The sequence below is a fragment of the Halomonas sp. NCCP-2165 genome, assembly GCF_023708045.1.
GTDB lineage: Bacteria > Pseudomonadota > Gammaproteobacteria > Pseudomonadales > Halomonadaceae > Bisbaumannia > Bisbaumannia pacifica.
On record NZ_BRCY01000001.1, the window covers coordinates 78,906 to 102,280 of the forward strand.

Sequence of the window (23,375 nt, forward strand, 5' to 3'; positions counted from 1 at the left end):
CATGGTGGCGGGGGCTCGGCGGCGATTGCATCGGCTGCTGCCGCGGACCCTGCGCGGCCGCTTCGTGCTGATCATGATCACTGGCGTGCTCAGCGCCCAGCTCGCCAGCTATGCCATCTGGACCGCCCAGGCCCGGGCCAGTCGCCTCGAGCAGCTCGACGAGCTCTCCCGCAACGTGGCCTACAGCGTCGCCTCCACGGTGCGCTTCTTCCGCTCCCTGCCCCATGACTACCGGCATATCGTCCTGGATCAGCTGCGCAGCATGGGCGGGACCCGCTTCTTCGTCAGCATCAACGATCACCGTATCCCGGTGGAGGAGATCGGCCAGGGCCGCGAACAGGCCCTGGTGGTGGGCAACTTCCGGCGGGTCCTCGGTGAGGAGCTGGGCATCCGCGACGCCCGGGTCGAGTTCTCCCGCGCCGAGACCCTGCGCCTGCTCAACAACGAGGTGCTGCTCCACGACCTGCCGCCGCGCTGGGGACAGCACAGCCTGCTGATGGAGCCCCTGTCGCCGCCCATCCTGGTGGTCCAGCTGGCCCTGGCGCCGCAGGAATGGCTCTACGTGGCGACCCTGCTGCCGGTGCCGGAGCTCTTCGCCGGTGGCCGCTGGCTGGCCGGGGATCGCCTCTTCGCGGTGCTGATCGTGCTGTTAACCGTGGTGGGGCTCTCCTGGCTGGGCATCCGCGGGGTGACTCGGCCCCTGGCGAAGCTGGCCGGCGCCGCTCGCCAGCTGGGCGATGACCTGGACGCGCCGCCCCTGCCGGAGCGGGGCCCTCGGGAGACCCGCGAGACGACCCGGGCCTTCAACCGCATGCAGGAGCGCATCCGTGCCCAGGTCGAGGAGCGCGAGCGCCTCTTCGCGGCGATCTCCCACGACCTCAAGACCCCGATTACCCGGCTGCGCCTGCGCGCCGAGATGCTCGACGATCCCCACCAGCGGGAGCGCTTCTGTGCCTCCCTCGACGAGCTGGACCTGCTGGTCAAGGGGGCCCTGGCCTCGGTGAAGGGGCTCGATCTCCAGGAGGCGGTGGTGGCGGTGGACGTGGTGGCGCTGCTGGAGGCGCTCGCCGCCGAGCTGCGCCTGCAGGGGGGCGAGGTGGTGGTGACGGGGACGGCGGCGCCGCTGGCGGCCAAGCCCCTGGCCCTGAAGCGCTGCCTGGGCAACCTGCTGGAGAATGCCGTCTTCTACGGTGGCCGTGCCGAGGTGCGCCTGGCCGATGGTCCCGAGGCGCTGGCGATCACCCTGCGCGATCACGGCCCGGGCATCCCCGAAGCACAGCGTGAGCGGGTCTTCGAGCCCTTCGTGCGGCTGGAACCCTCGCGTAGCCGGCATACCGGCGGCAGCGGCCTGGGGCTGGGCATCGCCCGGCATATCCTGCGCGCCCAGGGCGGCTCCCTGACCCTCGCCAACCATCCCGAGGGGGGCCTGGTGGTGCGCCTGAGCCTGCCCCGCCGCGACGGCCCCGGGGCGCGCTGATGTTCGGTCCGCGGCTTCGTCGACTGAGCCTGCTGATCGCCCTGGGCGCCGCGCCCGGAATCCAGGCCGGCGAGGTGGAGGTGCTGCACTGGTGGACCAGCGGCGGCGAGGCCCAGGCCGCGGCACGGCTGCGCGAGCGGGTCGAGGCCGAAGGGCACCGCTGGCGGGAGTTCGCCGTGGCGGGGGGCGGCGGCGAGGGGGCCATGACGGTGCTCAAGTCCCGGGCCCTGTCCGGCAATCCGCCCTCGGCGGCTCAGCTCAAGGGACCGGAGATCCAGGAGTGGGGCGAGCTGGGGCTGCTCGGCGAGCTGGACGCGGTGGCCCAGGCGCAGGGCTGGGACGCCTTGCTGCCGCCCCGGGTGGCGGCGCGGATGCGCCACGACGGCCACTATGTTGCGGTACCGATGAATATTCACCGCATCAACTGGCTATGGGGCAATCCCCGGGTACTGGCGGCCGCCGGTGTCGCCATGCCGACGAGCCTCGACGAGCTATTCGCGGCCGGCGAGGCACTCCGCGCGGCGGGCGTCGTGCCCCTGGCCCATGGCGGCCAGCCCTGGCAGGACGCCACCCTCTTCGAGACGGTGGTGCTGGCGGAGGCCGGCGTCGACTTCTACCGCCGCGCCCTGGTGACCCTCGACCCCCAGGCCCTGGGCAGCGACACCATGATCCAGGCACTCGCCACCTTCAGGCGCTTGCGCGGGCTGATGGACGAGGGCGTGCCGGGGCGCGACTGGCACCTGGCCAGCGCCATGGTGATCGAGGGCGAGGCCGCGATGCAGCTGATGGGGGACTGGGTCAAGGGGGAGTTCGCCGCCGCCGGCCTGGTCGCCGGCGAGGACTACCTCTGCGCCCCGGCGCCGGGCACCGAGGGTGCCTTCGGCTTCACCATCGACAGCCTGGCCATGTTCCGGGTCACCGAGGCCGAGGACCTGGCCGCCCAGCGCGACCTGGCGCGACTGGCGCTGTCGCCCCAGGTGCAGGTCGCCTTCAATCGGGCCAAGGGCTCGATTCCCGCCCGCCGCGACCTGGCGGTCACGGCCTTCGATGCCTGCGCCCGTGCGGCCATCGGGGATTTTCGGGCCGCCGAGGCGGGGGATGCCCTGGTGCCCAGCCTGGCCCATGGCATGGCGCTGGGCGGGGAGGCGCAGCGGGCCTGGATGGATATAGTCAGCCGCTACTTCAATGATCCGACGATCTCCCCCGAGGAGGCGGCGCGGCGCCTGGTCAGCCTGGCTCGCGCGCTTCCCTGAGCGTGGCCGGCATCCCCTTGGGGTCCGGCCACGTCAGAGCCCTCGCGAGCCGAGGAGAGTCAGCGGACGGTGATCACGCCGCACTTGGCACTGTGCATCACCTTGTGGGAGACGCTGCCCATCACCAGCCCGGCCAGGTCGCCCAGGCCGCGGCTGCCCAGCACGATGGTGTCGACCTTCAGGTGCTTGGCCTTGTCGAGGATGGTGCGGGCCGGTTCGCCCTGGCCCAGGTGAGTCTCCACCTTGGCCACGCCGAGTTCCCTGGCCTGGGCCTCGGCCCGCTCGATCACCTGCTTGCCGGCGGCCTCCAGGTCCTGGCGGCTGGCCTCCAGGGAGACGGCGCCGATGCCCCAGACCAGGGTGGTCTCATGGGCCAGGGATTCGGGAATATGCAGGATATGCAGGGTGGCCTCCCCCTGGGTCAGGCGACAGGCCAGCTCCAGGGCCTTCTTGCCGTTCTCGGAACCATCCACGGCGACCAGCAGTGATTGATACATGGGGCCTCTCCTTTCTCGTCGGGGGGACGTCGCCATTCTCGGCACTCGCCTTCCATCCTAGGTCATCCGCGTCATCGCGACTTGACCGGGATCAAGCTTGCGGCGACTCGTCGCTGGCCTCCAGGCGTCGCAGGCGCTGCCAGACATCCTGGCGCAGGTCCCTGAGGCGTGGCGCCTCGCCCTCGGTGAAGGGCAGGGGGCGGGTCAGGCGCTGGGTGCGCAGGCCGAGTCGGGCACCCAGCAGGCCGATCCCCAGCCCCTGGGCGCCGCGTGTCGAGAGGCGCCCGGCCAGGTTCATCGATAGCAGCTCCATGCCCGCCTCGCTGGCCAGTTCGCTGGCGCCGGCGAAGGCCATCTGGTAGAGCACCGCCCGCAGCAGGCGCAGGCGGCTGGCATAGCCAAGCTCCAGGCCGTAGAGCCGGGCCAGGCGATTCACCAGGGCCAGGTGGCGCCAGGCGACCAGGGCCATGTCCGCCAGGGTCAAAGGGCTCAGGGCCACCAGCACCGCGGTATCGCCGGACATCCGCGAGATCAGCCGTCGCGCCTCGCGATCCCGGGGCGCCAGCAGGTGGTGGGCCAGCAGCACGGCGGTCTCGGCGCCGTCATGGTGGGGTGCCCGGGCGGCCAGGTAACCGCGCCAGTGAGGGTGATCGTCGTCGAGGCCGAGCCGGCGTCGCAGCCGCTCCGCCAGGGCCTGGGCCTCGCCCGGCGTCGCCTGGGGCAGCGCCGCCAGGGCCGCGCGGAGTCGGTCATGACCGCGCAGCCGCCTGAGTCGCCAGAGCTCGCGGCCCAGGGCCATGCCCCCCAGGCCCAGGGCCAGCAACAGCAAGAGGCTCCAGCCGCCGGCCAGCCAGTCGCCGCCGAGGGCGGCCCGATAGAGGGTCCGGGCGCCCTCCAGGGCTCCCAGGCCCAGGGCGCCGCCGAGCAGGGTCAGCAGCCCCCAGCGGCGCCGGCGAGGGCGGGAAAGGCCTCCGTCGAGGGTTGCCGCGGCCTGGCCCGCCTCGCTCTCCTCGTCCAGGGGGCGGCTGGCCTGGGCGGCGTCGAAGCGCTGCCCGGGGCGTGGATCGTCCTGGGCGGGGGGCGGCTCGTCGAGGGTGAATCGCTTCCCGGGGCGGGGATCGCTCATATAAAGGGGTCCTATTGAAGCTTATCGCCCAGTAGCCACTCCAGGGCGGCATCGAGACGAAGATGCGGCAGGGCGCCGCCGTCGATCGGTGGCGGGCGGAAGGCCGGGAAGTCGAAGCCCTGGCGCCGCCAGAAGTCCCGCGCCGGCAGGCGCTCCGGCACCTCGCCGGGAAACAGCAGCGCCTCCTCGCCGTCGAGCAGGGTGCCGCGCAGGGCGGGACTGGTGGCGCCCTCCGCGTTCACCGCTCGGGCCTCGGTGGCGCGGATGGCGGCCAGGGAGAGGGCCTTGACCGGCACATCGGCGAAGCGCAGCTCCTTGAGGGGCTCGGCCAGCAGCGCCTCCAGCAGGCCGACCAGCCGTGGGTGCTGCTCCGGGGTGACATGGTCGGCCTTGGTGGCGGCGATGGCCAGGCGGTCGATGCGCGGCGCGAAGAGGCGGTTGAGCAGGCTACGCTTGCCGTAGTCGAAACTCTGCATCAGGGTACCCAGCGCCCGGGCCAGGTCGTCGAAGCGCTCCGGGCCGGCGGCCAGGGCGCCGAGCAGGTCGACCAGCACGATCTGGCGATCGAAGCGGCGGAAGTGCTCCCGGTAGAAGGGCTTGACGACCCGCTGCTGGTAGTGGCGAAAGCGGCGGGTCAGGGTGGCCAGGTTGCTCTCCGGCGCCGGCCGGCCGGCGGGCAGCGCCTCGAGGCCGGGCAGCGGGAAGAACTGCAGCACCGGGGCGCCCTCCAGGTCCCCGGGGAGCAGGAAGCGCCCCGGCTGCAGGTCGGCGAAGCCCGCCTCCCGGGCCGAGCGCAGGCCCTCGGCATAGCGCTCGGCGAGCGCCGCCAGCTGCGCCTCGTCGGCGGGGGCCAGCGGGTCGAGTGCGCTCACCGCCGCCAGCCAGTCGGCGAAGTGCTCGCGGCGGGCCGGCCCCAGGCCCTGCCACTGGGCCCGGCTCCAGCCGGCGTAGTCGTGACCCAGCAGCGGCAGGTCGAGCAGCCACTCGCCGGGGTAGTCGAACAGGTCCAGGGTCAGCTGGCGGGTCTCGCCGCCCAGCAGGCCGCGCCGGGTGGGACGGTAACGGATCAGCAGGCGCAGCTCGCTGATGCCCCGGGTGGGCTCCGGCCAGCGGGGCGGCGTCTCGGTGAGCGCCGCCATGGCCGGGTCGTAGGGGAAGCGGGGCACCGAGAGGTCGCCCTGATCGACCCGGCGGGCCCCCAGCAGGCGGCCCTCCCGGGCGGCGGACAGCAGGTCGAGGCGCGCCTCCAAGCCGGCATGGCGCAGCTGGTTGACCAGGGAGGTAAGGAAGGCGGTCTTGCCGGCGCGGGAGAGGCCGGTCACCGCCAGTCGCAGCTGGCGGTCACGGCCCCGTTCGAGCAGATCCTGAACGTCGCGGGCCAGGGGCGGTCGCATGGGCGTTCTCGTGGCTGGGCGTGGTGGAGTCAGTCACTAATGTGAGGATCCAGGGCCGGCTTGGCAAGCCGTTGCCAGGCCAGGGCCGCCACCGGCAGCAGGCACAGCGGCAGCAGCCAGGTGTTCAGCGTCGCCCAGCCCAGGGCGTTGATCAGGGGCGCGGCCAGCAGGGCGGTGAGGGTCACGGTGAAGAAGACCAGGAACTCGTTGGCGGCCTGGGTGCGGGCCTTCTCGGCGGGGCGATAGGTCTCGGTGAGCAGGCCGGTGGCGGGCAGGAAGGTGAAGTTCCAGCCCAGCCCCAGCAGGATCAGCCCCAGGTGGAAGCGCATGACGCCCATCTCCAGCTGGGCCACCAGGGCGCTGGCGGCGAGCAGCAGGCAGCCGGCGAGGATCATCCGCGGCGCCCCGAAGCGGGCGGTAAGGCGGCCGGTGATGAAGGAGGGCAGGTACATGGCCACTACGTGCCACTGGATGGTGGTGGCGACGTGATCGAAATGGTGGCCGGCGTCGGCCATGGCCAGGGGGGTGGCGGTCATGGCCAGGTTCATCACCCCGTAACCGATCAGCGCGGCGGTCACGGCGACGACGAAGGTGGGCTGGCGCAGGATGGTGCCCAGCGGCCGGGCGGGGCCCTCGCCATGGGTAGCCGCCGGCGGCGGCAGGCGCAGCAGGGCGATCAGCGCCAGGGCCAGCAGGTAGAGGACGCCGAGGCCGAGGAAGCTGCCCAGGAAAGGGGTGTCGGCCAGCTCGCGGCTGGTGCGGGCCAGCCAGGGGCCGAAGAAGGCCGCCAGCACGCCACCGCCCATCACCAGGCCGATGGCGCGGTCGCGCAGCGCCGCCGGGGCCGCTTCTACGGCGGCGAAGCGGTAGAGCTGACCGAAGCCGATGCCGATGCCGATCAGCCAGGTGCCGAGCATAAAGAGCAGGAAGTGTTCGCTCACCAGGGCCTGGGCGGCGACGGCGACGCCGCCCAGGCCGATCAGGTTGCCGAGCACGAAGCCACGCTTGCGCCCCAGCTTGGCCATCAGCAGGGAGGCGGGGATGGTGGCGCACATCAGCCCCAGCCACTGGGTGGCCACCGGCGCCGTGGCCCAGGTGGGGCTCGGCGCCAGGGCGGCACCGATCAGCGGCGAGACGGCGATCAGGAGGATATTGCCGCTGATCAGCAGGGCCTGGCAGAGCGACAGCAGGGTCACGGTAAGTGGCATGACGACATTCCTTTGCGTGCTAAGACTCCTAGTCTGGCCCTCCTGGTCGAGCGCCACAAGGGTCAGAAACGACCTGGCCCCACACGGGGCGGGGCCAGTCGGTGGCGGGGCGATGCCGGGCCTTGGGCTAGCCGGCGAAGGCGGCGTAGATAAGGATCACCAGCAGCACCAGGACGATCCCCACGGGCACGGCGCCCTTCCAGGGGGTCAGGTCCACCTCGCCGCTGTCCTCGTGGACCCAGGGGGTGGGCCGCGGCCGCAGCTTGCCGATCAGCAGCATCACCGCCACCAGCAGCACGAAGACCGCCGCCACGAAGTGGAACTCGTGCATGATCATCGGCAGCTTGTCGAAGGGCGGCACGAAGTAGCCGGCGGCGATCAGCAGGCAGCCGCCCACCAGGGCCACCTTGGCGGCCATCGGCGGCACCCGTTTGGTGAGCAGGCCGACGATCACCACCGCCAGGATGGGAATGAAGTAGATGGCGTTCATCTTCTGCAGGTAGCCGAACAGGCTCTCCTGGCCGGCCAGCAGCGGGGCGATGATCATGGTGACGATGGCCATGATCCAGCCGAAGATCTTGCCCGACATCACCACCTGCTCCTCGCTGGCGTCCTTCTTGAGGACCCCCTTGTAGATGCCCAGGCTGAAGATGGTGGTGGTGCTGTTGAGCGCCGAGTTGAAGGAGGAGAGGATGGCACCCACCATCACCGCGGCGAAGAAGCCGGTGAGGTAGGGGGGCAGGACATTGAACACCAGCTGGCCATAGGCCTCGTCGGCGCGCACGCCCTGATCGACGTAGAGGTGATAGGCGATGATCCCCGGTAGCACCAGGTAGAGGGGGCCGAGCAGCTTGAAGGCGCCGGTGAGCAGCACGCCCTTCTGGCCCTCGGCCAGGGTCCTGGCGGCGAAGGTGCGCTGGATGATCTGCTGGTTGGTGGTCCAGTAGAAGAGGTGCAGCAGCAGCACGCCGGTGAAGACGGTGGCGAAGGGCACCTGCTGCTCCGGGCCGCCGATGGAGTCGAGCTTCTGCGGGTCGCTGGCCTTGAGCAGCTCCCAGCCCGCCAGCACGCCGTCGCCGCCGCTGACCGCCTGGAGGCCGAAGTAGACGATCACGAAGCCGCCGATCAGCAGGCCCACGCCGTTGAGGGTGTCGGAGACCGCCACGGTGCGCAGGCCGCCGAACAGGGCGTAGACGGCGCCGATCAGGCCGACCACCCATACCGTCAGCCACAGCAGGGCGGTGGGCGACTCGATGCCGGTGAGGCCGGGCAGGTCGAGCATGCCCTGCAGGCCCATGGCGCCGGAGTAGAGGATGATCGGCAGCAGGATCACCGCATAGGCGATCAGGAAGATGATGTTGCAGATCAGCTGGGTGCCCCGGTCGAAGCGGATCTCCAGCAACTGGGGCAGGGTGGCGATGCCGCTTCTCAAGAAGCGTGGCAGGAAGAAGAGCGCCAGGGCCACTAGGGCGATCACCGCGATCACCTCCCAGGCCATGACGCTCAGGCCGTCGGCGAAGGCGGCCCCGTTGAGGCCCACCATCTGCTCGGTGGAGAGGTTGGTCATCAGCAACGAGCCGGCGATCAGCGGGAAGGTCAGGCTGCGGCCGGCCAGGAAGTAGCCGCGGGTGCTCTCGTGGTCGTCGCGGCGGGTCAGCCACCAGGTGATCAGGGCCACCAGGCCGGTGAAGAACAGGAAGGAGACTAGGGTCAGGGCGTGCATAGGAAGATCCTTGCCGTTGAACTGCCCCCCGGAGGGCGTGGTTTGTGTAATTTTACTAAGTAGTTCGGATTCTACGGCCAGACCTGTCGGGCCTCATTAGACGAAGGTCGATATTTTATTGGTGAATTATTGGTTTTGTTACATCGTTGAAATAAAGCGGGGGCGGTATCGCCTATGCTGGAGACCATCGCCCCGCGGGGCCCCGAGCGAAGGAGCAGACGATGGCGCCGGAATCGCCACAGGCAGTACTGAGTTTCTGGTTCGAGACCCTGACCCCACGCCAGTGGTTCGCCAAGGACGCGGCCCTGGACCGGCGCATCGCCGAGGCCTTCGGCGCCACCCTGGCGGCGGCCGGTCGCGGCGAACTCTGGACATGGCGAGAGAGCGCCCAGGGACGCCTGGCGGAGATCCTGGTGCTGGATCAGTTCTCGCGCAATATTCACCGGGACGCCCCCGGGGCCTTCGCCCAGGACCCCCTGGCGCTGGTGCTGGCCCAGGAGGCGGTGGCCCGGGGCACGGATCGCCATCTGTCGGTGCCCTGGCGGGCCTTTCTCTATATGCCCTATATGCATAGCGAGTCGCTGGCGATCCATGACCAGGCCGTGCGGCTCTTCGATCAGCCGGGGCTGGAGGAGAACCTGCGTTTCGAGCATCGCCATCGGGAGATCATCGTGCGCTTCGGGCGTTACCCGCACCGCAATGCCATCCTGGGGCGGGAATCCACGCCGCAGGAGCTGGCCTTCCTCGAGGAACCGGGCTCCTCCTTCTGAACTCGGGTAGACTGCCCGGGTACCCTTCCCACAGCGAGAGACAAGGAGTCGCCCATGGGCTTGATCGGCTGGTTGATTATCGGAGGACTGGCGGGCTGGATCGCCGGACACGTGATGCGTGGCGGCGGCTTCGGGCTGTTCGGCAATATCGGGGTGGGCATCCTGGGGGCGGTGATCGGCGGCTTCCTGTTCGGCCTGCTGGGCCTGGAGGCCGGCAGCGTGATCGGCTCCCTGGTGACCGCGGTCATCGGTGCCGTGGTGCTGCTCTGGGGCATCAATATGCTCAAGAAGTAGCACCGCGTCTCTCCGTACATAAACAAACCGCCCGGCCAGTTGGCCGGGCGGTTTGTTTTCAGCGCGCTACCGTCATCGCTCAGGCGGTGGCGGAGGCCTTGCTGCCGACCACTTCCTCGAGGGCTTGCTCGACGATGTCCAGGCCCTCTTCGAGGATGGCGTCCTCGATGGTGACCGGCATCAGGAAGCGGATGGAGTTGCTCCAGAAGCCGCAGGAGAGCAGGATCAGGCCCTTCTCCTTGGCCTTCTGGCACAGCTTGGCGGCCAGTTCCGGGGCCGGGGTACGCGAGGCCTTGTCGGTGACCAGCTCGAAGGCGGCCATGGAGCCGAGGTTGCGGCAGTTGTCCACCGCCTCGAAGTCGCCCTGCCACTTGGCGAAGCGCTGGGCCAGCTTGTTGCCCAGGGCGGCGCTCTTCTCGAGGATATTCTCGGCCTCGATGGCCTCGATCACCGCCAGGGCCGCGGCGCAGGCCAGGGGGTTACCGCTGTAGGTGCCGCCCAGGGAGTTGGGGCCGGAGGCGTCCATCACCTCGGCGGTGCCCACCACCGCGGAGAGCGGCATGCCGTCGGCCATGGACTTGGCCATGGTCATGATGTCGGCCTCGATGCCGCTGTGCTCCAGGGCGAACAGCTTGCCGGTACGACCGAAGCCGGACTGCACCTCGTCGGCGATCAGCAGGATGCCGTGCTCGTCGCACAGCTCGCGCAGGGCCTGGAGGAAGGCCGGGGAGGCGGCATAGAAGCCCCCTTCGCCCTGCACCGGCTCGATGACGATGGCGGCGGTGCGATGCGGCGCGATATCGGTCTTGAAGAGGGTCTTCAGGGCCTTGAGGGAGTCCTCTTCGCTGATGCCGTGATAGGGCACCGGGAAGGGGGCGCGGAAGACGTCACCCGGCATGGGGCCGAAGTCGTTCTTGTAGGGCAGCACCTTGCCGGTCATGGCCAGGGTCATGAAGGTACGGCCGTGGAAGCTGCCGTCGAAGCAGATCACGCCGCTGCGGCCGGTGGCGGCGCGGGCGATCTTGACGGCGTTCTCCAGCGCCTCGGCGCCGGTGTTGACCATCATGGTCTTGGCCTCGCCCTTGACCGGGGTCAGCTGGCAGAGCTTCTCGGCCAGCTGCACGTAGGGGGCGTAGGAGATCACGGTCTGGCAGGTGTGCATCAGCTTGTCGAGCTGGGCCTTGACCGCCTCGACCACCTTGGGGTGACGGTGGCCCAGGTTGAGCACGCCGATGCCGCCGGCGAAGTCGATGTAGCGCTTGCCTTCGACATCCCACAGCTCGGCGTTTTCGGCACGCTCGACGAACTGGGGAGAGGGGCTGGCGGCACCCTTGGCCACGTAGCGCTGCTTGAGCTCGTTGAGTTGAGCGTTATTCATAAGAAAGCCTCCTTTGGGTCGATGGGGCGTGCGCTTACAGGCCGCCGATACACACATACTTTAGTTCAGTAAAGTCCTCGAGGCCGTGCCGCGAGCCTTCGCGACCCAGGCCCGACTCCTTGACGCCGCCGAAGGGCGCCAGCTCGGTGGAGAGGATGCCCTCGTTGACCGCCACCATGCCGTACTCCAGCCCCTCCATCACATGCCAGATGCGACGATAGTCGCGGGCATAGAAGTAGGCGGCCAGGCCGAATTCGGTGGCGTTGGCCATGGCGATGGCTTCCTCGTCGCTGTCGAAGCGGAACACCGGGGCCAGGGGGCCGAAGGTCTCCTCGGTGGCGACCTTCATCTCGGTGGTCACGTCGGCGACCACGGTGGGCTGGAAGAAGGTGCCGCCCAGCGCGTGGGGCTCGCCGCCGCAGATCAGGCGACCGCCCTTGTCGAGGGCATCGCGCACATGGCTCTGCACCTTCTCGACGGCGGCCTGGTTGATCAGCGGGCCCTGGGAGACGCCATCTTCCAGGCCGTTGCCGACCTTGAGCTGGGCGACCCGGGCCGCCAGCTTCTCGAGGAAGGCCTCGTAGACGCCGGACTGCACCAGCAGGCGATTGGTGCATACGCAGGTCTGGCCGGAGTTGCGGTACTTGGAGGCCACGGCGCCTTCCACGGCGGCGTCCAGGTCGGCGTCGTCGAAGACGATAAAGGGCGCGTTGCCGCCCAGCTCCATGGCGGCCTTCTTGACGGTGCCGGCGCACTGGGCCAGCAGCATCTTGCCCACCGGGGTGGAGCCGGTGAAGGAGACCTTGCGCACCCGCGGGTCGGTGGTCAGCACCTCGCCGATGGCGGCCGGCTTCTCGCCGGTGACCACGTTGAGCACCCCGGCGGGCAGGCCGACCTGCTCGCCCAGGCGCACCAGGGCCAGGGCGGTCAGCGGGGTGGCCTCGGCGGGCTTGATCACCACCGGGCAGCCGGCGGCCAGCGCCGGGGCGCACTTGCGGGTGATCATCGCCAGCGGGAAGTTCCAGGGGGTGATGGCGGCCACCACGCCGATCGGCTCGCGCAGCACCAGGATGCGCTTGTCGACGCCATGGCTGGGCAGGGTCTCGCCGGCCATGCGCTTGGCTTCCTCGGCGTAGAACTCCACGAAGGAGGCGCCATAGGCCACCTCGCCCCGGGACTCGGCCAGCGGCTTGCCCTGCTCCTGGGTCATCAACTGAGCCAGGGCCTCCTGGTTGGCCATGATGGCCTCGTACCAGGCGCGCAGCAGGGCGGCGCGCTCCTTGACCGGACGCTGGCGCCAGTCGGCCCAGCTGGCCTCGGCGGCGGCCACCGCCTCGCGGGCCTCGTCGGCGCCCAGGTCCGGCACCTCGGCGAGCAGCTCGCCGGTGGCGGGGTTGGTTACGGCGAAACGACGCTCGGCGTCGCGCCACTGGCCACCGATATAGGCCTTGGGAATCAGGAAGTCGGGCAGGACGGACATGGCTCCTCCGGGGGGGTGTTGGCATCATATTTAACGCAGTGTGCATTATTTAAAACGTCTCGCCAAGTCCCACTCTGTTAAATATTTTTGGATGCCTGGGCCCGGTGGGTGGCTGCCTCGCGTCGGTCCTGCTCCGTGGCTGGCATTACTCGGTGCGGGAAGCCAATTGCCGCATCAGGTGCTCCTGCATCGCCTCGGCGGCGGGGGAGAGGCTTTGGGTGGAGCGGCGCAGCAGGCCGATGCGACGCTCCAGGCGCGGCGCGGCGAGGGGGATGAAACGCAGCCGCTCATGCTCCTCCTGGAAGGCCAGCCGCGGCAGGGTGGTGATGCCGATACCGGCCTCGAGCATGGCGGTCAGGGAGATCATGTTGGAAATATATAACGTGCTCTGGGTGAGCAGCTCGGCGGCGGGGGAGCCCTCCAGCAGACGGGAGGTGCCGTTGCGGATCAATGGATGACCCGCCAGCGCCTGCCAGTGCAACTGCTTATGCTGCGCCAGGGGGTGGTCGTCGCGGCACACCACCCCCACCTCGTCCCGCAGCAGGGGGGTAAAGTGCAACGCCTCGTCGGGTAGCCACAAACTGGTGATGCCGAGCTCCACTTCGCCCTTGAGCACCATCTGGTTGACGCGCTCGGAGTGGCCATCCTGGAGGCTGATCTCGATGCCGGGGTGGTCGCGAACGAAGCTGGTCAGGAGGCTCGGCATCAGGCGGCTGGCGACCGAGGGGACGGCGGCGATATCCACCCGACCTCGCTGTTGGCTGGCCAGGGCCAGGGCGGACCGACAGAGGCGGTCGTGATGGGCCACCAGCTCGCGGAAGCGCGGTTCGCACCACTGCCCGAAGGGGGTCAGCAGGGGCTTGCCGCTGCCCTTCTCGAATAGCGCTTGACCGAGGCGGGACTCCAGGTCGCGTACCGCCATCGACAGCGCTGGCTGGGTACGATGCAGCTGGCGAGCGGCGGCATGGAAGCCACCGGCATCGACGATGGCCAGCACATAGCGAAGGGGCTGAATCTTGAGCTCGGGCAGCATGGCGACCTCGATCGGATAGAGTGGTAAGAAAGCCTTATCATTTCATCTTTATTATTGATTATCCTTATCTGAAAGGCTCTCCTAGGATGATGTCAACATCTCAAAGGAGGTTCCCATGTCCCACGTTCATTCTCTCTACATCGACGGCACCTGGATCGATGGCCAGGGCAGCGTTACCAACCTCAACCCCTCCGACACCAGCGACGTGATCGGCGAGTATGCCCAGGCCGGTGTCGACCAGGTCGGCCAGGCCATCGCCGCCGCCAAGCGCGGTCTCGCCGCCTGGCGCCATAGCGGCCTGGAGCAGCGCTACGGCGTGCTGATGGCCATCGGCGACGAGCTGGTCGCTCGCAAGGACGAGCTCGGCGAGCTGCTGGCCCGGGAAGAGGGCAAGACCCGCGCCGAGGGCGTGGGCGAGGTCTATCGCTCCGCTCAGTTCTTCCACTACTACGCCGCCGAGGTGCTGCGCCAGATCGACGAGCGGGCCGACTCCGTGCGCCCGGGGATCGAGGTCGATACCCGCCGCGAGCCGGTGGGCGTGGTGGGGATCATCAGTCCCTGGAACTTCCCCATGGCCACCGCCGTATGGAAGATCGCCCCGGCGCTGGCCTTCGGCAACGCCGTGATCTTCAAGCCCGCCAACCTGGTCCCGGCCAGCGCCTGGGCACTGACCGAGATCATCAGCCGTCAGGCGCTGCCCGCCGGTACCTTCAACCTGCTGATGGGCCCGGGCGGCAGCGTCGGCGATGCCCTTATCTCGAGCCCCGAGATCGATGCCCTGAGCTTCACCGGCTCCCTGGACGTGGGCCGCCGCGTGGCCGCCGCCACCGCCGGCAACCTGGTCAAGTGTCAGCTGGAGATGGGCTCCAAGAACGCCCTGATCGTCGCCGACGATGCCGACCTGGAGCTGGCCGTGGAGGCCGCCTTCGCCGGCGCCTACTCCGGTACCGGCCAGAAGTGCACCGCCTCCTCGCGACTGATCGTCACCGAGGCGGTCCATGATGCCTTCGTCGAGAAGCTGATCAAGAAACTCGAGACGGTCCGCGTCGGCCATGCCCTGGAGGAGGGCGTGCATATCGGCCCCGCCGTGGATGCCCGCCAGCTGGAGTCCAACCTGGCCTGGGTCGAGCGCGCCCGCGCCGACGGCGCCACCCTGGCCTTCGGCGGCGAGCGGCTGGCACGCGACACCGAGGGCTTCTTCATGGCGCCGACGCTGTTCGTCGACACCACCAACGCCATGGCCATCAACCGCGAGGAGGTCTTCGGCCCGATCGCCTGCGTGATCAAGGTCCGTGACTACGAGGAGGCGATCGCCACCCTCAACGACACCAACTTCGGCCTCACCGCCGGCATCATCACCGACTCCCTGAAGCTCGCCAACGACTTCAAGGCCCGCGCCGAGACCGGCTGCGTGATGGTCAACCTGGCCACCGCCGGCACCGACTACCACGTGCCCTTCGGCGGCCGCAAGGATTCCAGCTTCGGTCCCCGGGAGCAGGGCCGCTACGCCCGCGAGTTCTATACCGTGGTCAAGACCTGCTACGTCAAGGCCTGAGGAGGCACCCCATGTCCAAGGAAATGCTCACCGTCGACGGCCTGCAGTACTCCAACTGGTCCCGGGAGATCTTCGAACAGATGCGCGAGGGCGGCGTCGACGCCGTCCACGCCACCCTGGTCTATCACGAGAACACCCGCGAGACCCTGACGCGCCTCGGCGAGTGGAACCGCCGCTTCGAGGCCCATGGCGACCTGATCATGCCGGTGCGCGTGCCGGGGGATATCGAGCGCGCCCGTCAGGCCGGCAAGGTCGGCATTTTCCTAGGCGCCCAGAACTGCTCGCCCATCGAGGACGACATCGACATGGTCGCGGTGATGCGCGACCTGGGGCTGCTGATCATGCAGCTGACCTACAATAATCAGAGCCTGCTGGCCTGCGGCTGCTACGAGGCGGAGGACAGCGGCATCACCCGCTTCGGTCGCCAGGTGATCCGCGAGATGAACCGGGTGGGCATGGTCATCGACATGTCCCACAGCGCCGAGCGCTCGACCCTGGAGGCCGTGGAAATCTCCGAGCGGCCGGTGATCATCTCCCACGCCAACCCGGCCTCCTTCCATCCGGCCAAGCGCAACAAGTCGGACAGGGTGCTCCGGGCCATCGCCGAGTCCGGCGGGATCCTGGGCTTCTCGGCCTACCCCTTCCACCTGAAGAACGGGCCGGACTGCTCCCTCGAGGATTTCTGCGACATGGTCGCCCGCACCGCCGACCTGATGGGCATCGAGCATATCGGCATCGGCACCGACCTGTGCCAGGCCCAGCCGACCTCGGTGCTGGAGTGGATGCGCAACGGCCGCTGGTCCAAGGAGATGGACTACGGCGAGGGCAGCAAGGCCAACGCCGACTGGCCGAAGCCGCTCGCCTGGCTGCGGGACAGCCGGGACTTCCCCAACCTGATCGCGGGATTGCGCCGGCGGGGCTTCGACGAGCCCTCGATCGCGCGGGTCATGGGACGCAACTGGGTCGAGCTGCTGGAGCGCGCCGCCGTCCCGGCCGGGGCCGGCATCGCCTGACCCGACCGTGCCTGACCGACAATAACAACGGGCCCCGCCGGGCCCTTCAGCCAGAGGTCATCGATATGACACAACACAATATCGCCACCGAAGCGGCCTCCACGCCGCGGGAGCACCGCCTGGGCGACCCCGTCGTGCTGACGCTCAGCGTGGGCTTCATCCTGCTGTTCGTCGCCCTGTCGCTGTATGATATCGATATGGTGGCCGGTGCCATCGGCACCGGCTTCGCCTGGACGGCCCGCACCCTGGGGTCCTACTTCCAGCTGTTGTTGCTGCTGACCTTCTTCATCGGCATCGGCGTGGCCGTCTCCCCCGCCGCCAGCGCCAGGATCGGCAACCGCGCCACCCCGGAAATCAGTACCTTCAAGTGGCTGTCGATCATCATGTGCACCCTGCTGGCCGGGGGCGGCGTGTTCTTCGCCGCCGGCGAGCCGGTGTATCACTTCGTGGTCACCCCCCCGGCCTTCGACACCGAGGCGGGCACCGCCGAGGCGGTCGCCGGGGCCCTGGCCCAGTCCTTTATGCACTGGGGCTTCCTGGCCTGGGCGGTGCTCGGCTCGCTGACCGCGGTGGTACTGGCCCACGCCCACTACGACAAGGGCCAGCCGCTGCAGCCTCGCACCCTGCTCTATCCGATCCTCGGCGAGCGAGTGATGAGCGGTACCTTCGGCGGCGTGGTCGACGCCCTGTGCGTGATCGCCGTGGTCGCCGGCACCGTGGGGCCCATCGGCTTCCTGGCCACCCAGGTGAGCTTCGGCCTGCACGAGCTGTTCGGCGTCTCCGAGGGCTACGGCACCCAGCTGGTGATCCTGGTGGCCCTGGCCGCGGTCTACGTGACCTCGGCGGTGACCGGTATCCACCGTGGCATCCAGCTGCTCAGCCGCTTCAACGTCTTCCTGGCACTGGCCATCGCCGCGGTGATCTTCGTCTTCGGCCCCACGCTGTTCCTGACCAACGCTTTCACCCAGGGCTTCGGCGAATACCTGACCTCCTTCTTCGCCATGTCGACCATGACCGCCGAGACGGCGCCGGCCTGGTGGATGCAGTGGTGGACGGTGTTCTTCTTCGCCTGGTTTATCGGCTATGGCCCGCTGATGGCGATCTTCGTGGCGCGCATCTCCCGGGGCCGTACCATCCGCCAGATGATCCTGGCCGTCGCGGTGCTGGCGCCGATCGCCACCGCCGCCTGGTTCACCCTGCTCGGCGGCTCGGGGATCCATTTCCAGCTGACCGGCGTGATCGATCTGACCGAGGCGCTCAACAACTTCCAGTTCGACGTGGCCACCCTGACCGTGGCCCAGGCGCTGCCCGGCGGCACCCTGATGGCCGTGGCCATCCTGGTGCTGACCACCATCTTCGTCGCCACCACCGGTGACTCCATGAGCTATGCCATCGCCGTGGTGGGCTCCGGCCACGACCGCCCCAGTTCCCTGGTACGGGCCTTCTGGGGCATCGCCATGGCGCTGATGGCGGGCATCCTGCTGTACATGGGGGCCGGCCAGATCAGCGTGCTGCAGCAGTTCATCGTGCTTACCGCCATCCCGGTGTCGTTGGTGCTGTTACCTTCCCTGTGGACCGGTCCCCAGGCCGCCTATGCCATGGCCCGCGCCCAGGGCCTGTCCCCGCATCGCAAGTCGGAGCAAGCGCATGACTGAGTTCGCCTACCCGACCGCCCCCGTGGTGCCGCTGCGCCCCGCCGAGGAGGTCATGGACATGGAGCGGCTGGGTAGCCTGCCGGCCAGCCGCCTGAGCTTCGTGCGCAGCCTTATCCGCCAGATGGCCCGCCAGCGTTGGCAGATCAGCCGCACCCGCTTCGACCTGGACGACCAGGGACACGGCATCGCCATCTATCGGCTGCAGACGCCCCAGGGCCGCTATCACGGCGTGATCTTCTCCCAACACCTGGAGGACGACCAGCGCTCCGACCGGGTGATCGCCCAGGCCTGGGACGTCACCTTCGGCGTGGTCGAGGGCGACGTGGACGACGCCCTGCTCGAGCAGATGGCCGCCAACGTGCCGCTGCAGGAGGCCGGGCGCCAGCATCCGCGGCTGCTGGTGCTGTCCCGGGCCAACCGCAGCCTGCGCAACTTCGCCCACTTCGTGGAGGCGCTGTCCGTCGGCGAGCAACCCGACCCGGCCTGGCTGACCCGGGTCGGCTACCTCTACCGGACCACGGCGGTCTATGGCAACGGCAAGTTCGGCATCGCCGACTTCGTGCGCCTGCGGGACAACCCCGACTTCCGGCGCCCCTTCTCGGCCCAGATGCTGGCGGTCTACCTGCTGCGCCACTTCTCCATCGAGCAGGTGGAGCACATCGCCCGCGGCCGGGCCCCCGAGACCGCGGTGCCCATGGCCACCGAGCTGCGCCGCTATCTGGGTATCGGCAACTCCACCGGGCTCGGCATGGCGCCCTTTTTGATCAACCACCCCCAGTTGATCCAGCAGTGGGTGACCTGCCGGGAAACCGCCCTGGCCCTGGCCCTGGAGCAGGCGCCGGACGAGGACAGCCGCCGGCGGCTGATCGCTCTGACCCGGCGCGCCATGCGCCACCTGTCCCAGACGGTGGCCGAGGACGCCGACCAGGCCGCGCGCAATGCCGCCATCGTGGCGGCCCTGCCGGAGGTCATCGCCTGGCTCGAGGAAGTACCGCTGGAGGAGGCGCTCTGGCAACAGCTGGTGGCCTGGAGCGCGCGGACCCTGCCGCTGGAGGCCCAGGAGCTGGTCAACACCCTGTTGATCGAACTCTACCCGGAGCGGGTCGATCCGCTGGAGGATCGGATGGGCACCGAGGAGTGCCTGGAGCTGACCCCGGACATGCCCCTGGTGCGCCTCAAGCAGCTGATCGAGACCCATTACGACTGGGCCCTGGCCGAGGACTTCGAGTGCCCGGAGGCGCGCCACTGGTTCTGGTACCGCTCCGCCGAGAAGGAGGAGCCGCGGCTCGGCGTGCGCGGCGTCGAGCCCGGTGCCGACAAGGAGCTGCCGCTGGCCATCGCCCCCCGGGTCCATCATACCCATGGGGTGCTCTCCGAGTTTCTCGAGGCCAACCCCCGGGCCCTGGTGGTGGAGTTCCTGATTGCCCACCCCCGGCACAAGGACATCATACGGCGCATCCAGACCATGGTGGAGACGCCCTACGGGGAGATTCGCGCCAACCTCTGGCACCGGGACATGAAGCCCATGCACCTGCTGCGCACCAAGCTGTCGTTCTTCGGCGCCAGCCGCTTCGACCCCAAGTCGGATCGCTGGGTGCGCATCACCCTCTTCCAGGGCGCGCCCCTGGTCGAGGAGCTCAATGCCGAGCCCCGGGACCTGGCAGACTTCGATGACTGGAGCTTTCCGCTGGAGCCCGAGGGCATCGGGCAGGCACAACGACAAGGCGCAGGAGTGACATCATGAAGGCGTCCTACAACGAGCTGCAGGGCCTGTGCCGCAAGGCCTTTATCGGCATGGGCTTCGAGGAGGGCGACGCCGCGGATGCCGCCGACATGGTCGCCTGGATGCAGTGCTTCGGCCTCGGCGGCCTGGCCGCCCTGAGCCGCGGCCTGGACTTCCTGCTCGAGGAGGACCCCGACGAGATGCCCAGCGTGCTCTACCAGGACGGCGACCTGGCGGTGATCGATGGCCATGGTCAGAGCGTGCTGAGAAGCTCCACCCTGGCCCTGGAGCTCGGCTTCGCCAAGGCCCGGGCCCGGGGGCTCTCGGTGACCAAGATCCGCCACTGCCACAATCGCCAACTGATCATGGGCTACCTGGCCCGCCTGGCCGGTCGCGGCATGAACGTCACCGCCTTCTGGCGCAACGTCCAGCAGCCGCTGACCGAGCAGGTGGTGGGCTTCCGGGCCAACGGCTCGGCGCCGGAGATTCGCGTCTACGCGGTGCAGGAGGTGCCGGAGGAGAACGAGCCCAACGACGGCATCACCCTGGTGATGGCCAACCACGTGGATCTGCTGCCGGCAATGCGCTCCGACTACCGCTACGACCTGCTGGCGCGCCACGACGAATCCGACCTGCTGGCCTGCCGCAACCAGGCCCTGGCCGAGGGCATCGAGGTCGACGAGGCCGTTTGGGAACGCCTCAAGCACCTCGCCACCCGCATGCTGGTGGAGGCCACCGACGCTTCCCGAGAGGGTGCCGGAGCCGGCACCAACGACAACGACTGAGACGAGACACCGACCGATGATTCATCCCGTAAGCACCGACCTCTTCGCCTCCAAGGCGCCCCTGGAATGGGCCGTCGTGGGCAACGGCATCCTGTTCACCGCCCAGATCCCCATCGGCGCCGACGGCCAGGTGGTGGACGGCGGGATCGAGGCCCAGACTCGCCAGACCCTGGATAACCTGGTCCACACCCTGGAGAAGGCGGGCGCCGGCCCGGAAGCCCTGACCCAGGTACTGATCTACGTCACCGCCCGGGAGGACCTGGCCACGGTCAACCGGGTCTACGCTGAGTACGTCCGCGAGCCCTACCCCAACCGGGCGGCCATCATCGTCTCCGGCTTCGCCCGGGAGGAGATGCTCGTCGAGATGGTGGCCTATGCCGCCATGGAGACGCCGCTGCCTGCCTGATGGCGAAGAGAAACTCACCGGATGATGCCCCGCCATCGGCGCCGCCGCCGCTTTCCGCTACACTAGGCGCCGATTGCGATTGCATATGAGTGTCGAGGTGAGCCTTGGTTGATCCCCTGAACGCCTGGTGGGCCCAGCAGCTGGTGTTGTGCGGTTGGGCCTTCGAGCCCGATCCCACCGTCGTGGATGCCGGCATGGCGGCGACGCGTCTCGTCGAACTGGGCTGCGCCGATCGTGGCGAGCTGGGCTGGCGCCTGGTGGCCGCCCTGGTGCCCGGGGCGGAGAATGCCGCCGAGCAGCTGGCCGCCCTGGAGCTGCTGGCGCTGGCCAGTGCCGCCGGCTGGCTGCCCGAGGCCCGGGCCCGGGCCTGGGTGCGTTGCCTGGCGGAGAGCATCAGTGCCCACCATGGTCAGCTCGACGACTGGCTGCAGGCGGTGATGCATGCGCGCAGTGCCGAGGGCTGGGTGCGCGGCGACGATGGCCTGTTCGAGGCCTGCGAGGCCCTGGCGCTGCTGGAACACCAGGGCGAGGGCATCACCTGGGAGCGCCTCGCCGAGACCCTGGGGCGTCGCGCCCCCTCGACCTCGCTGTGGCCGGATGCCCCCGGGGAGGCGGTATGGCGGCTGCGGGCCGCCTTCTCGCCGGTGGTGGCCCTGCCGCCGGCGGCGGGGATCGACTGGCCCGAGGCCCAGGCCTGGCTGCGCGAGGTGTGGAAGGTCGAGAACCGTGACGACCTGCTGCGCCTGATGCTGTGGCTGAGCGCCCAGGGCGATCGCTATGGCTGGGACCTGGATGCCGGCAAGCTGCTCGATCAGGCCCCCGAGGCGCGTCGCCAATGGCTCGATGGCCTCGGCGAAGGGCGCCCCTATGGCCAGGTGCTGCTGGGCTTCCTGACCCGCGGCGAACCCCTTGAGTGGGCGGCCTGGGACTGGATGCGCTTGATCGACCTGGCCTACGTGGGCTGGAGCCTGGAGTGGCTCAGCGCCGAGGAGGCCGAGGGGTTCGCCGTGCATGCCGCCGATCTCCTCCACCATCGCTACAGCGACTGGCTGGCGCTGGTCAGCGCCTACCAGCGCGGGCGCAGCCTCTACGAGGGACGCGACGGCATGGCCGAACTGGAGCGGGACTGGGGGCTGCTGCTGCACTCGCCGGGTTCTCCCTGGCGCTTCGATATGCACCAACTGGTCAGCGACGAGCAGCAGCGGGCCGCCGCGGCGCTGTTGCGGGCCTGGCGCCGTGACCCGCGCCACTGGGTGCTGAGCCTGGCGGCGGTGCGCGAGCCCGACCTGATGTTCCGTCAGGGGCTCGATCTCGCCCTGGACGAGAGTCGCCGGGAGGATGCCCGCCACTACCTGCGCGAGAGCCTGGGACTCTACCCGGAAGATGGCGTGGCGGGCCTGGCCCGCTACTGGCTGCCCGCCCAGGCGCACCACCTCAACCAACTGGCGGCGGATGCCCAGCACCGGGCGCTGCCGGCCCTGGAGACGCCCTTCGGCCGCCCGGCGGCGGAGGCGGTGACGCTGCGCGAGCGCCTCAAGGGCTGCAGTCGCCACGCCGCGACTATCCATATGGCCGAGAAGTACGCCTTCTATCTGCAGATGGCCATGGACAGCGGCGACTTCGCGGCCGCGGGGCTGGCCGAGCTGGCGGAGGCGCTGCGCAGCGTGCTGTGTCGCTTCTATCCCACCCCGCGGCGCCTGCTGGAGGCCTGGGCCCAGTGGGAGCAGGCGCTGCCGGAGGAGGGGCAGCCGCCGATGCGCCACGAGATCCGCTGGCACCTGGAGGACCCCGGCAGTCCCTTCCACTACCTGGACTGGCAGGCGTCGGCCTGGCAGGAACCGGGACCGCGTCCCGACCTGACCCGCTTTACCGCCCTGGGACTGGTGGGGCCCTTGAATGCCGGGGCCTGGAGCGATCCCCTGCCGGAGAGCCCCCGGGAGGTGGCGGCGATCCGCGAGTGGATCGATGGTCACTATGGCCTGCAGGGGCCCGAGGGGCTGCGCGACTTCCTCGACTTCCTGCTCGCCTCCGGGGATCGCCAGGAGTACCAGATCAACTATGCGCCCTACACCCTGAATCCCCAGCGCCTGGAGGCGGAGATCGCCATCCTCGAGTCCGGGGATTGCGGCGAGGAGGAGCGCAACCACCTGCTGCGCCTGCAACGGGTGCGCGACAACGATGCCGGCTGCAACGAGGTGGACATGACCGCCTGGGATGTCGCCCAGGCGGTGGATCTGGCCATCGCCGGGCGTCAGCTGGGGTGGCTGGAGGCCGAGGCCTTCGCCGCGGTGCTCGACCGCGCCCTGACCCTGGCCCAGGCCCACTACTCGGGCTGGGAGAGCTATGCCCGCGGCCTCTATGCCGGTTTCGCCTTTTTCATGGGCGAGACCGAGGAGCGGGAGCCGTACCTGACCAGCTTCCGGGAGGCCCTGGTGGCCTGGCTCAGCGGGGCGCCGCCGCTGGCCGGTAGCTGGGCGAGCCTCGACTTTCCCGGGGCGCGGCCCCGCCACTGGGCGCCCCTGCATATCGATACCCTGCCCGGGGATGCGCGTACCCTGCATTGAGCCGAGGCTTCCCAGGCATTCGAACGATCGATTATAGTCGT

19 protein-coding genes are annotated in these 23,375 nt (G+C 69.3%); 11 read left to right on the forward strand and 8 right to left on the reverse strand.

Annotated elements, in window-relative coordinates; translation table 11 throughout:
- The first annotated feature begins 1 nt into the window (after position 1).
- Together NFU04_RS00350 and NFU04_RS00355 are read left to right on the forward strand one after the other, a co-directional pair.
- Entirely contained in the window at positions 2-1,477 is a 1,476-nt protein-coding gene (locus tag NFU04_RS00350; RefSeq protein WP_251307567.1) for an ATP-binding protein, read from the forward strand.
- The gene (locus tag NFU04_RS00355; protein ID WP_251307568.1) at positions 1,477-2,730 is read left to right on the forward strand and encodes an ABC transporter substrate-binding protein; all 1,254 of its coding nucleotides are present in this window, start codon (positions 1,477-1,479) and stop codon (positions 2,728-2,730) included. The genes NFU04_RS00350 and NFU04_RS00355 overlap by 1 nt, the downstream gene beginning before the upstream one ends.
- A gap of 59 nt (positions 2,731-2,789) precedes the next feature.
- Here the strand turns inward: NFU04_RS00355 and NFU04_RS00360 are convergent, their stop codons facing one another.
- The 5 genes from NFU04_RS00360 to NFU04_RS00380 form a co-directional block, all read right to left on the reverse strand.
- Positions 2,790-3,227, reverse strand: a complete 438-nt coding sequence (locus NFU04_RS00360) for a universal stress protein (RefSeq protein ID WP_251307569.1) — start codon at positions 3,225-3,227, stop codon at positions 2,790-2,792.
- Positions 3,228-3,318: 91 nt separating this feature from the next.
- Entirely contained in the window at positions 3,319-4,353 is a 1,035-nt protein-coding gene (locus NFU04_RS00365; protein WP_251307570.1) for a TIGR01620 family protein, read from the reverse strand.
- An 11-nt stretch (positions 4,354-4,364) separates the two neighbouring features.
- Positions 4,365-5,747 (reverse strand): YcjX family GTP-binding protein, encoded by a 1,383-nt coding sequence (locus tag NFU04_RS00370; protein ID WP_251307571.1) that lies wholly within the window; start codon positions 5,745-5,747, stop codon positions 4,365-4,367.
- A 29-nt stretch (positions 5,748-5,776) separates the two neighbouring features.
- Positions 5,777-6,955 carry an MFS transporter gene (locus NFU04_RS00375; RefSeq protein WP_251307572.1) on the reverse strand — a complete coding sequence of 393 codons (1,179 nt, stop codon included), beginning with the start codon at positions 6,953-6,955 and terminating at the stop codon, positions 5,777-5,779.
- 127 nt (positions 6,956-7,082) lie between these two features.
- Positions 7,083-8,678, reverse strand: coding sequence for a solute:sodium symporter family transporter (locus NFU04_RS00380; protein WP_251307573.1), 1,596 nt, complete (start codon positions 8,676-8,678; stop codon positions 7,083-7,085).
- Positions 8,679-8,899: 221 nt separating this feature from the next.
- Here NFU04_RS00380 and NFU04_RS00385 point away from each other — a divergent pair, with 221 nt between their 5' ends.
- Entirely contained in the window at positions 8,900-9,448 is a 549-nt protein-coding gene (locus tag NFU04_RS00385; protein WP_251307574.1) for a DUF924 family protein, read from the forward strand.
- A gap of 54 nt (positions 9,449-9,502) precedes the next feature.
- The gene (locus NFU04_RS00390; RefSeq protein ID WP_146801598.1) at positions 9,503-9,742 is read left to right on the forward strand and encodes a GlsB/YeaQ/YmgE family stress response membrane protein; all 240 of its coding nucleotides are present in this window, start codon (positions 9,503-9,505) and stop codon (positions 9,740-9,742) included.
- A gap of 79 nt (positions 9,743-9,821) precedes the next feature.
- Here NFU04_RS00390 and gabT read toward each other — a convergent pair whose 3' ends face one another.
- The 3 genes from gabT to NFU04_RS00405 all read right to left on the reverse strand — a co-directional run bounded on the left by gabT (position 9,822) and on the right by NFU04_RS00405 (position 13,633).
- On the reverse strand, positions 9,822-11,120 hold the full coding sequence (gabT, locus tag NFU04_RS00395) for a 4-aminobutyrate--2-oxoglutarate transaminase (RefSeq protein WP_251307575.1): 1,299 nt from the start codon (positions 11,118-11,120) through the stop codon (positions 9,822-9,824).
- 34 nt (positions 11,121-11,154) lie between these two features.
- Complete coding sequence (locus NFU04_RS00400) at positions 11,155-12,600, reverse strand: NAD-dependent succinate-semialdehyde dehydrogenase (protein WP_251307576.1); 1,446 nt, start codon at positions 12,598-12,600, stop codon at positions 11,155-11,157.
- A 145-nt stretch (positions 12,601-12,745) separates the two neighbouring features.
- Entirely contained in the window at positions 12,746-13,633 is an 888-nt protein-coding gene (locus tag NFU04_RS00405) for a LysR family transcriptional regulator (RefSeq protein ID WP_251307577.1), read from the reverse strand.
- Between the two features lie 115 nt (positions 13,634-13,748).
- Between NFU04_RS00405 and NFU04_RS00410 the strand changes: the two genes are divergently transcribed.
- The 7 genes from NFU04_RS00410 to NFU04_RS00440 all read left to right on the forward strand — a co-directional run bounded on the left by NFU04_RS00410 (position 13,749) and on the right by NFU04_RS00440 (position 23,334).
- The gene (locus NFU04_RS00410) at positions 13,749-15,188 is read left to right on the forward strand and encodes an aldehyde dehydrogenase family protein (protein WP_251307578.1); all 1,440 of its coding nucleotides are present in this window, start codon (positions 13,749-13,751) and stop codon (positions 15,186-15,188) included.
- A gap of 11 nt (positions 15,189-15,199) precedes the next feature.
- Positions 15,200-16,201 carry a dipeptidase gene (locus tag NFU04_RS00415; protein WP_251307579.1) on the forward strand — a complete coding sequence of 334 codons (1,002 nt, stop codon included), beginning with the start codon at positions 15,200-15,202 and terminating at the stop codon, positions 16,199-16,201.
- Positions 16,202-16,266: 65 nt separating this feature from the next.
- Positions 16,267-17,856, forward strand: a complete 1,590-nt coding sequence (locus NFU04_RS00420; RefSeq protein ID WP_251307580.1) for a BCCT family transporter — start codon at positions 16,267-16,269, stop codon at positions 17,854-17,856.
- The gene (locus NFU04_RS00425) at positions 17,849-19,600 is read left to right on the forward strand and encodes a hypothetical protein (protein WP_251307581.1); all 1,752 of its coding nucleotides are present in this window, start codon (positions 17,849-17,851) and stop codon (positions 19,598-19,600) included. Before NFU04_RS00420 ends, NFU04_RS00425 begins: the two co-directional genes overlap by 8 nt.
- The gene (locus NFU04_RS00430) at positions 19,597-20,364 is read left to right on the forward strand and encodes a DUF3726 domain-containing protein (RefSeq protein WP_251307582.1); all 768 of its coding nucleotides are present in this window, start codon (positions 19,597-19,599) and stop codon (positions 20,362-20,364) included. The genes NFU04_RS00425 and NFU04_RS00430 overlap by 4 nt, the downstream gene beginning before the upstream one ends.
- Positions 20,365-20,380: 16 nt before the next feature.
- Positions 20,381-20,770, forward strand: a complete 390-nt coding sequence (locus NFU04_RS00435) for a RidA family protein (RefSeq protein ID WP_251307583.1) — start codon at positions 20,381-20,383, stop codon at positions 20,768-20,770.
- Positions 20,771-20,874: 104 nt separating this feature from the next.
- The gene (locus NFU04_RS00440) at positions 20,875-23,334 is read left to right on the forward strand and encodes a DUF1266 domain-containing protein (protein ID WP_251307584.1); all 2,460 of its coding nucleotides are present in this window, start codon (positions 20,875-20,877) and stop codon (positions 23,332-23,334) included.
- Positions 23,335-23,375 lie beyond the last annotated feature (41 nt).

What these genes read in the sequence shown, in the direction of transcription:
- NFU04_RS00350 (WP_251307567.1), top strand. Translation starts at nt 2, where the DNA reads ATGGTGGCGGGGGCTCGGCGGCGATTGCATCGGCTGCTGCCGCGGACC.
- NFU04_RS00355 (WP_251307568.1), top strand. Translation starts at nt 1,477, where the DNA reads ATGTTCGGTCCGCGGCTTCGTCGACTGAGCCTGCTGATCGCCCTGGGC.
- NFU04_RS00360 (WP_251307569.1), bottom strand. Translation starts at nt 3,227, where the DNA reads ATGTATCAATCACTGCTGGTCGCCGTGGATGGTTCCGAGAACGGCAAG.
- NFU04_RS00365 (WP_251307570.1), bottom strand. Translation starts at nt 4,353, where the DNA reads ATGAGCGATCCCCGCCCCGGGAAGCGATTCACCCTCGACGAGCCGCCC.
- NFU04_RS00370 (WP_251307571.1), bottom strand. Translation starts at nt 5,747, where the DNA reads ATGCGACCGCCCCTGGCCCGCGACGTTCAGGATCTGCTCGAACGGGGC.
- NFU04_RS00375 (WP_251307572.1), bottom strand. Translation starts at nt 6,955, where the DNA reads ATGCCACTTACCGTGACCCTGCTGTCGCTCTGCCAGGCCCTGCTGATC.
- NFU04_RS00380 (WP_251307573.1), bottom strand. Translation starts at nt 8,678, where the DNA reads ATGCACGCCCTGACCCTAGTCTCCTTCCTGTTCTTCACCGGCCTGGTG.
- NFU04_RS00385 (WP_251307574.1), top strand. Translation starts at nt 8,900, where the DNA reads ATGGCGCCGGAATCGCCACAGGCAGTACTGAGTTTCTGGTTCGAGACC.
- NFU04_RS00390 (WP_146801598.1), top strand. Translation starts at nt 9,503, where the DNA reads ATGGGCTTGATCGGCTGGTTGATTATCGGAGGACTGGCGGGCTGGATC.
- gabT (WP_251307575.1), bottom strand. Translation starts at nt 11,120, where the DNA reads ATGAATAACGCTCAACTCAACGAGCTCAAGCAGCGCTACGTGGCCAAG.
- NFU04_RS00400 (WP_251307576.1), bottom strand. Translation starts at nt 12,600, where the DNA reads ATGTCCGTCCTGCCCGACTTCCTGATTCCCAAGGCCTATATCGGTGGC.
- NFU04_RS00405 (WP_251307577.1), bottom strand. Translation starts at nt 13,633, where the DNA reads ATGCTGCCCGAGCTCAAGATTCAGCCCCTTCGCTATGTGCTGGCCATC.
- NFU04_RS00410 (WP_251307578.1), top strand. Translation starts at nt 13,749, where the DNA reads ATGTCCCACGTTCATTCTCTCTACATCGACGGCACCTGGATCGATGGC.
- NFU04_RS00415 (WP_251307579.1), top strand. Translation starts at nt 15,200, where the DNA reads ATGTCCAAGGAAATGCTCACCGTCGACGGCCTGCAGTACTCCAACTGG.
- NFU04_RS00420 (WP_251307580.1), top strand. Translation starts at nt 16,267, where the DNA reads ATGACACAACACAATATCGCCACCGAAGCGGCCTCCACGCCGCGGGAG.
- NFU04_RS00425 (WP_251307581.1), top strand. Translation starts at nt 17,849, where the DNA reads ATGACTGAGTTCGCCTACCCGACCGCCCCCGTGGTGCCGCTGCGCCCC.
- NFU04_RS00430 (WP_251307582.1), top strand. Translation starts at nt 19,597, where the DNA reads ATGAAGGCGTCCTACAACGAGCTGCAGGGCCTGTGCCGCAAGGCCTTT.
- NFU04_RS00435 (WP_251307583.1), top strand. Translation starts at nt 20,381, where the DNA reads ATGATTCATCCCGTAAGCACCGACCTCTTCGCCTCCAAGGCGCCCCTG.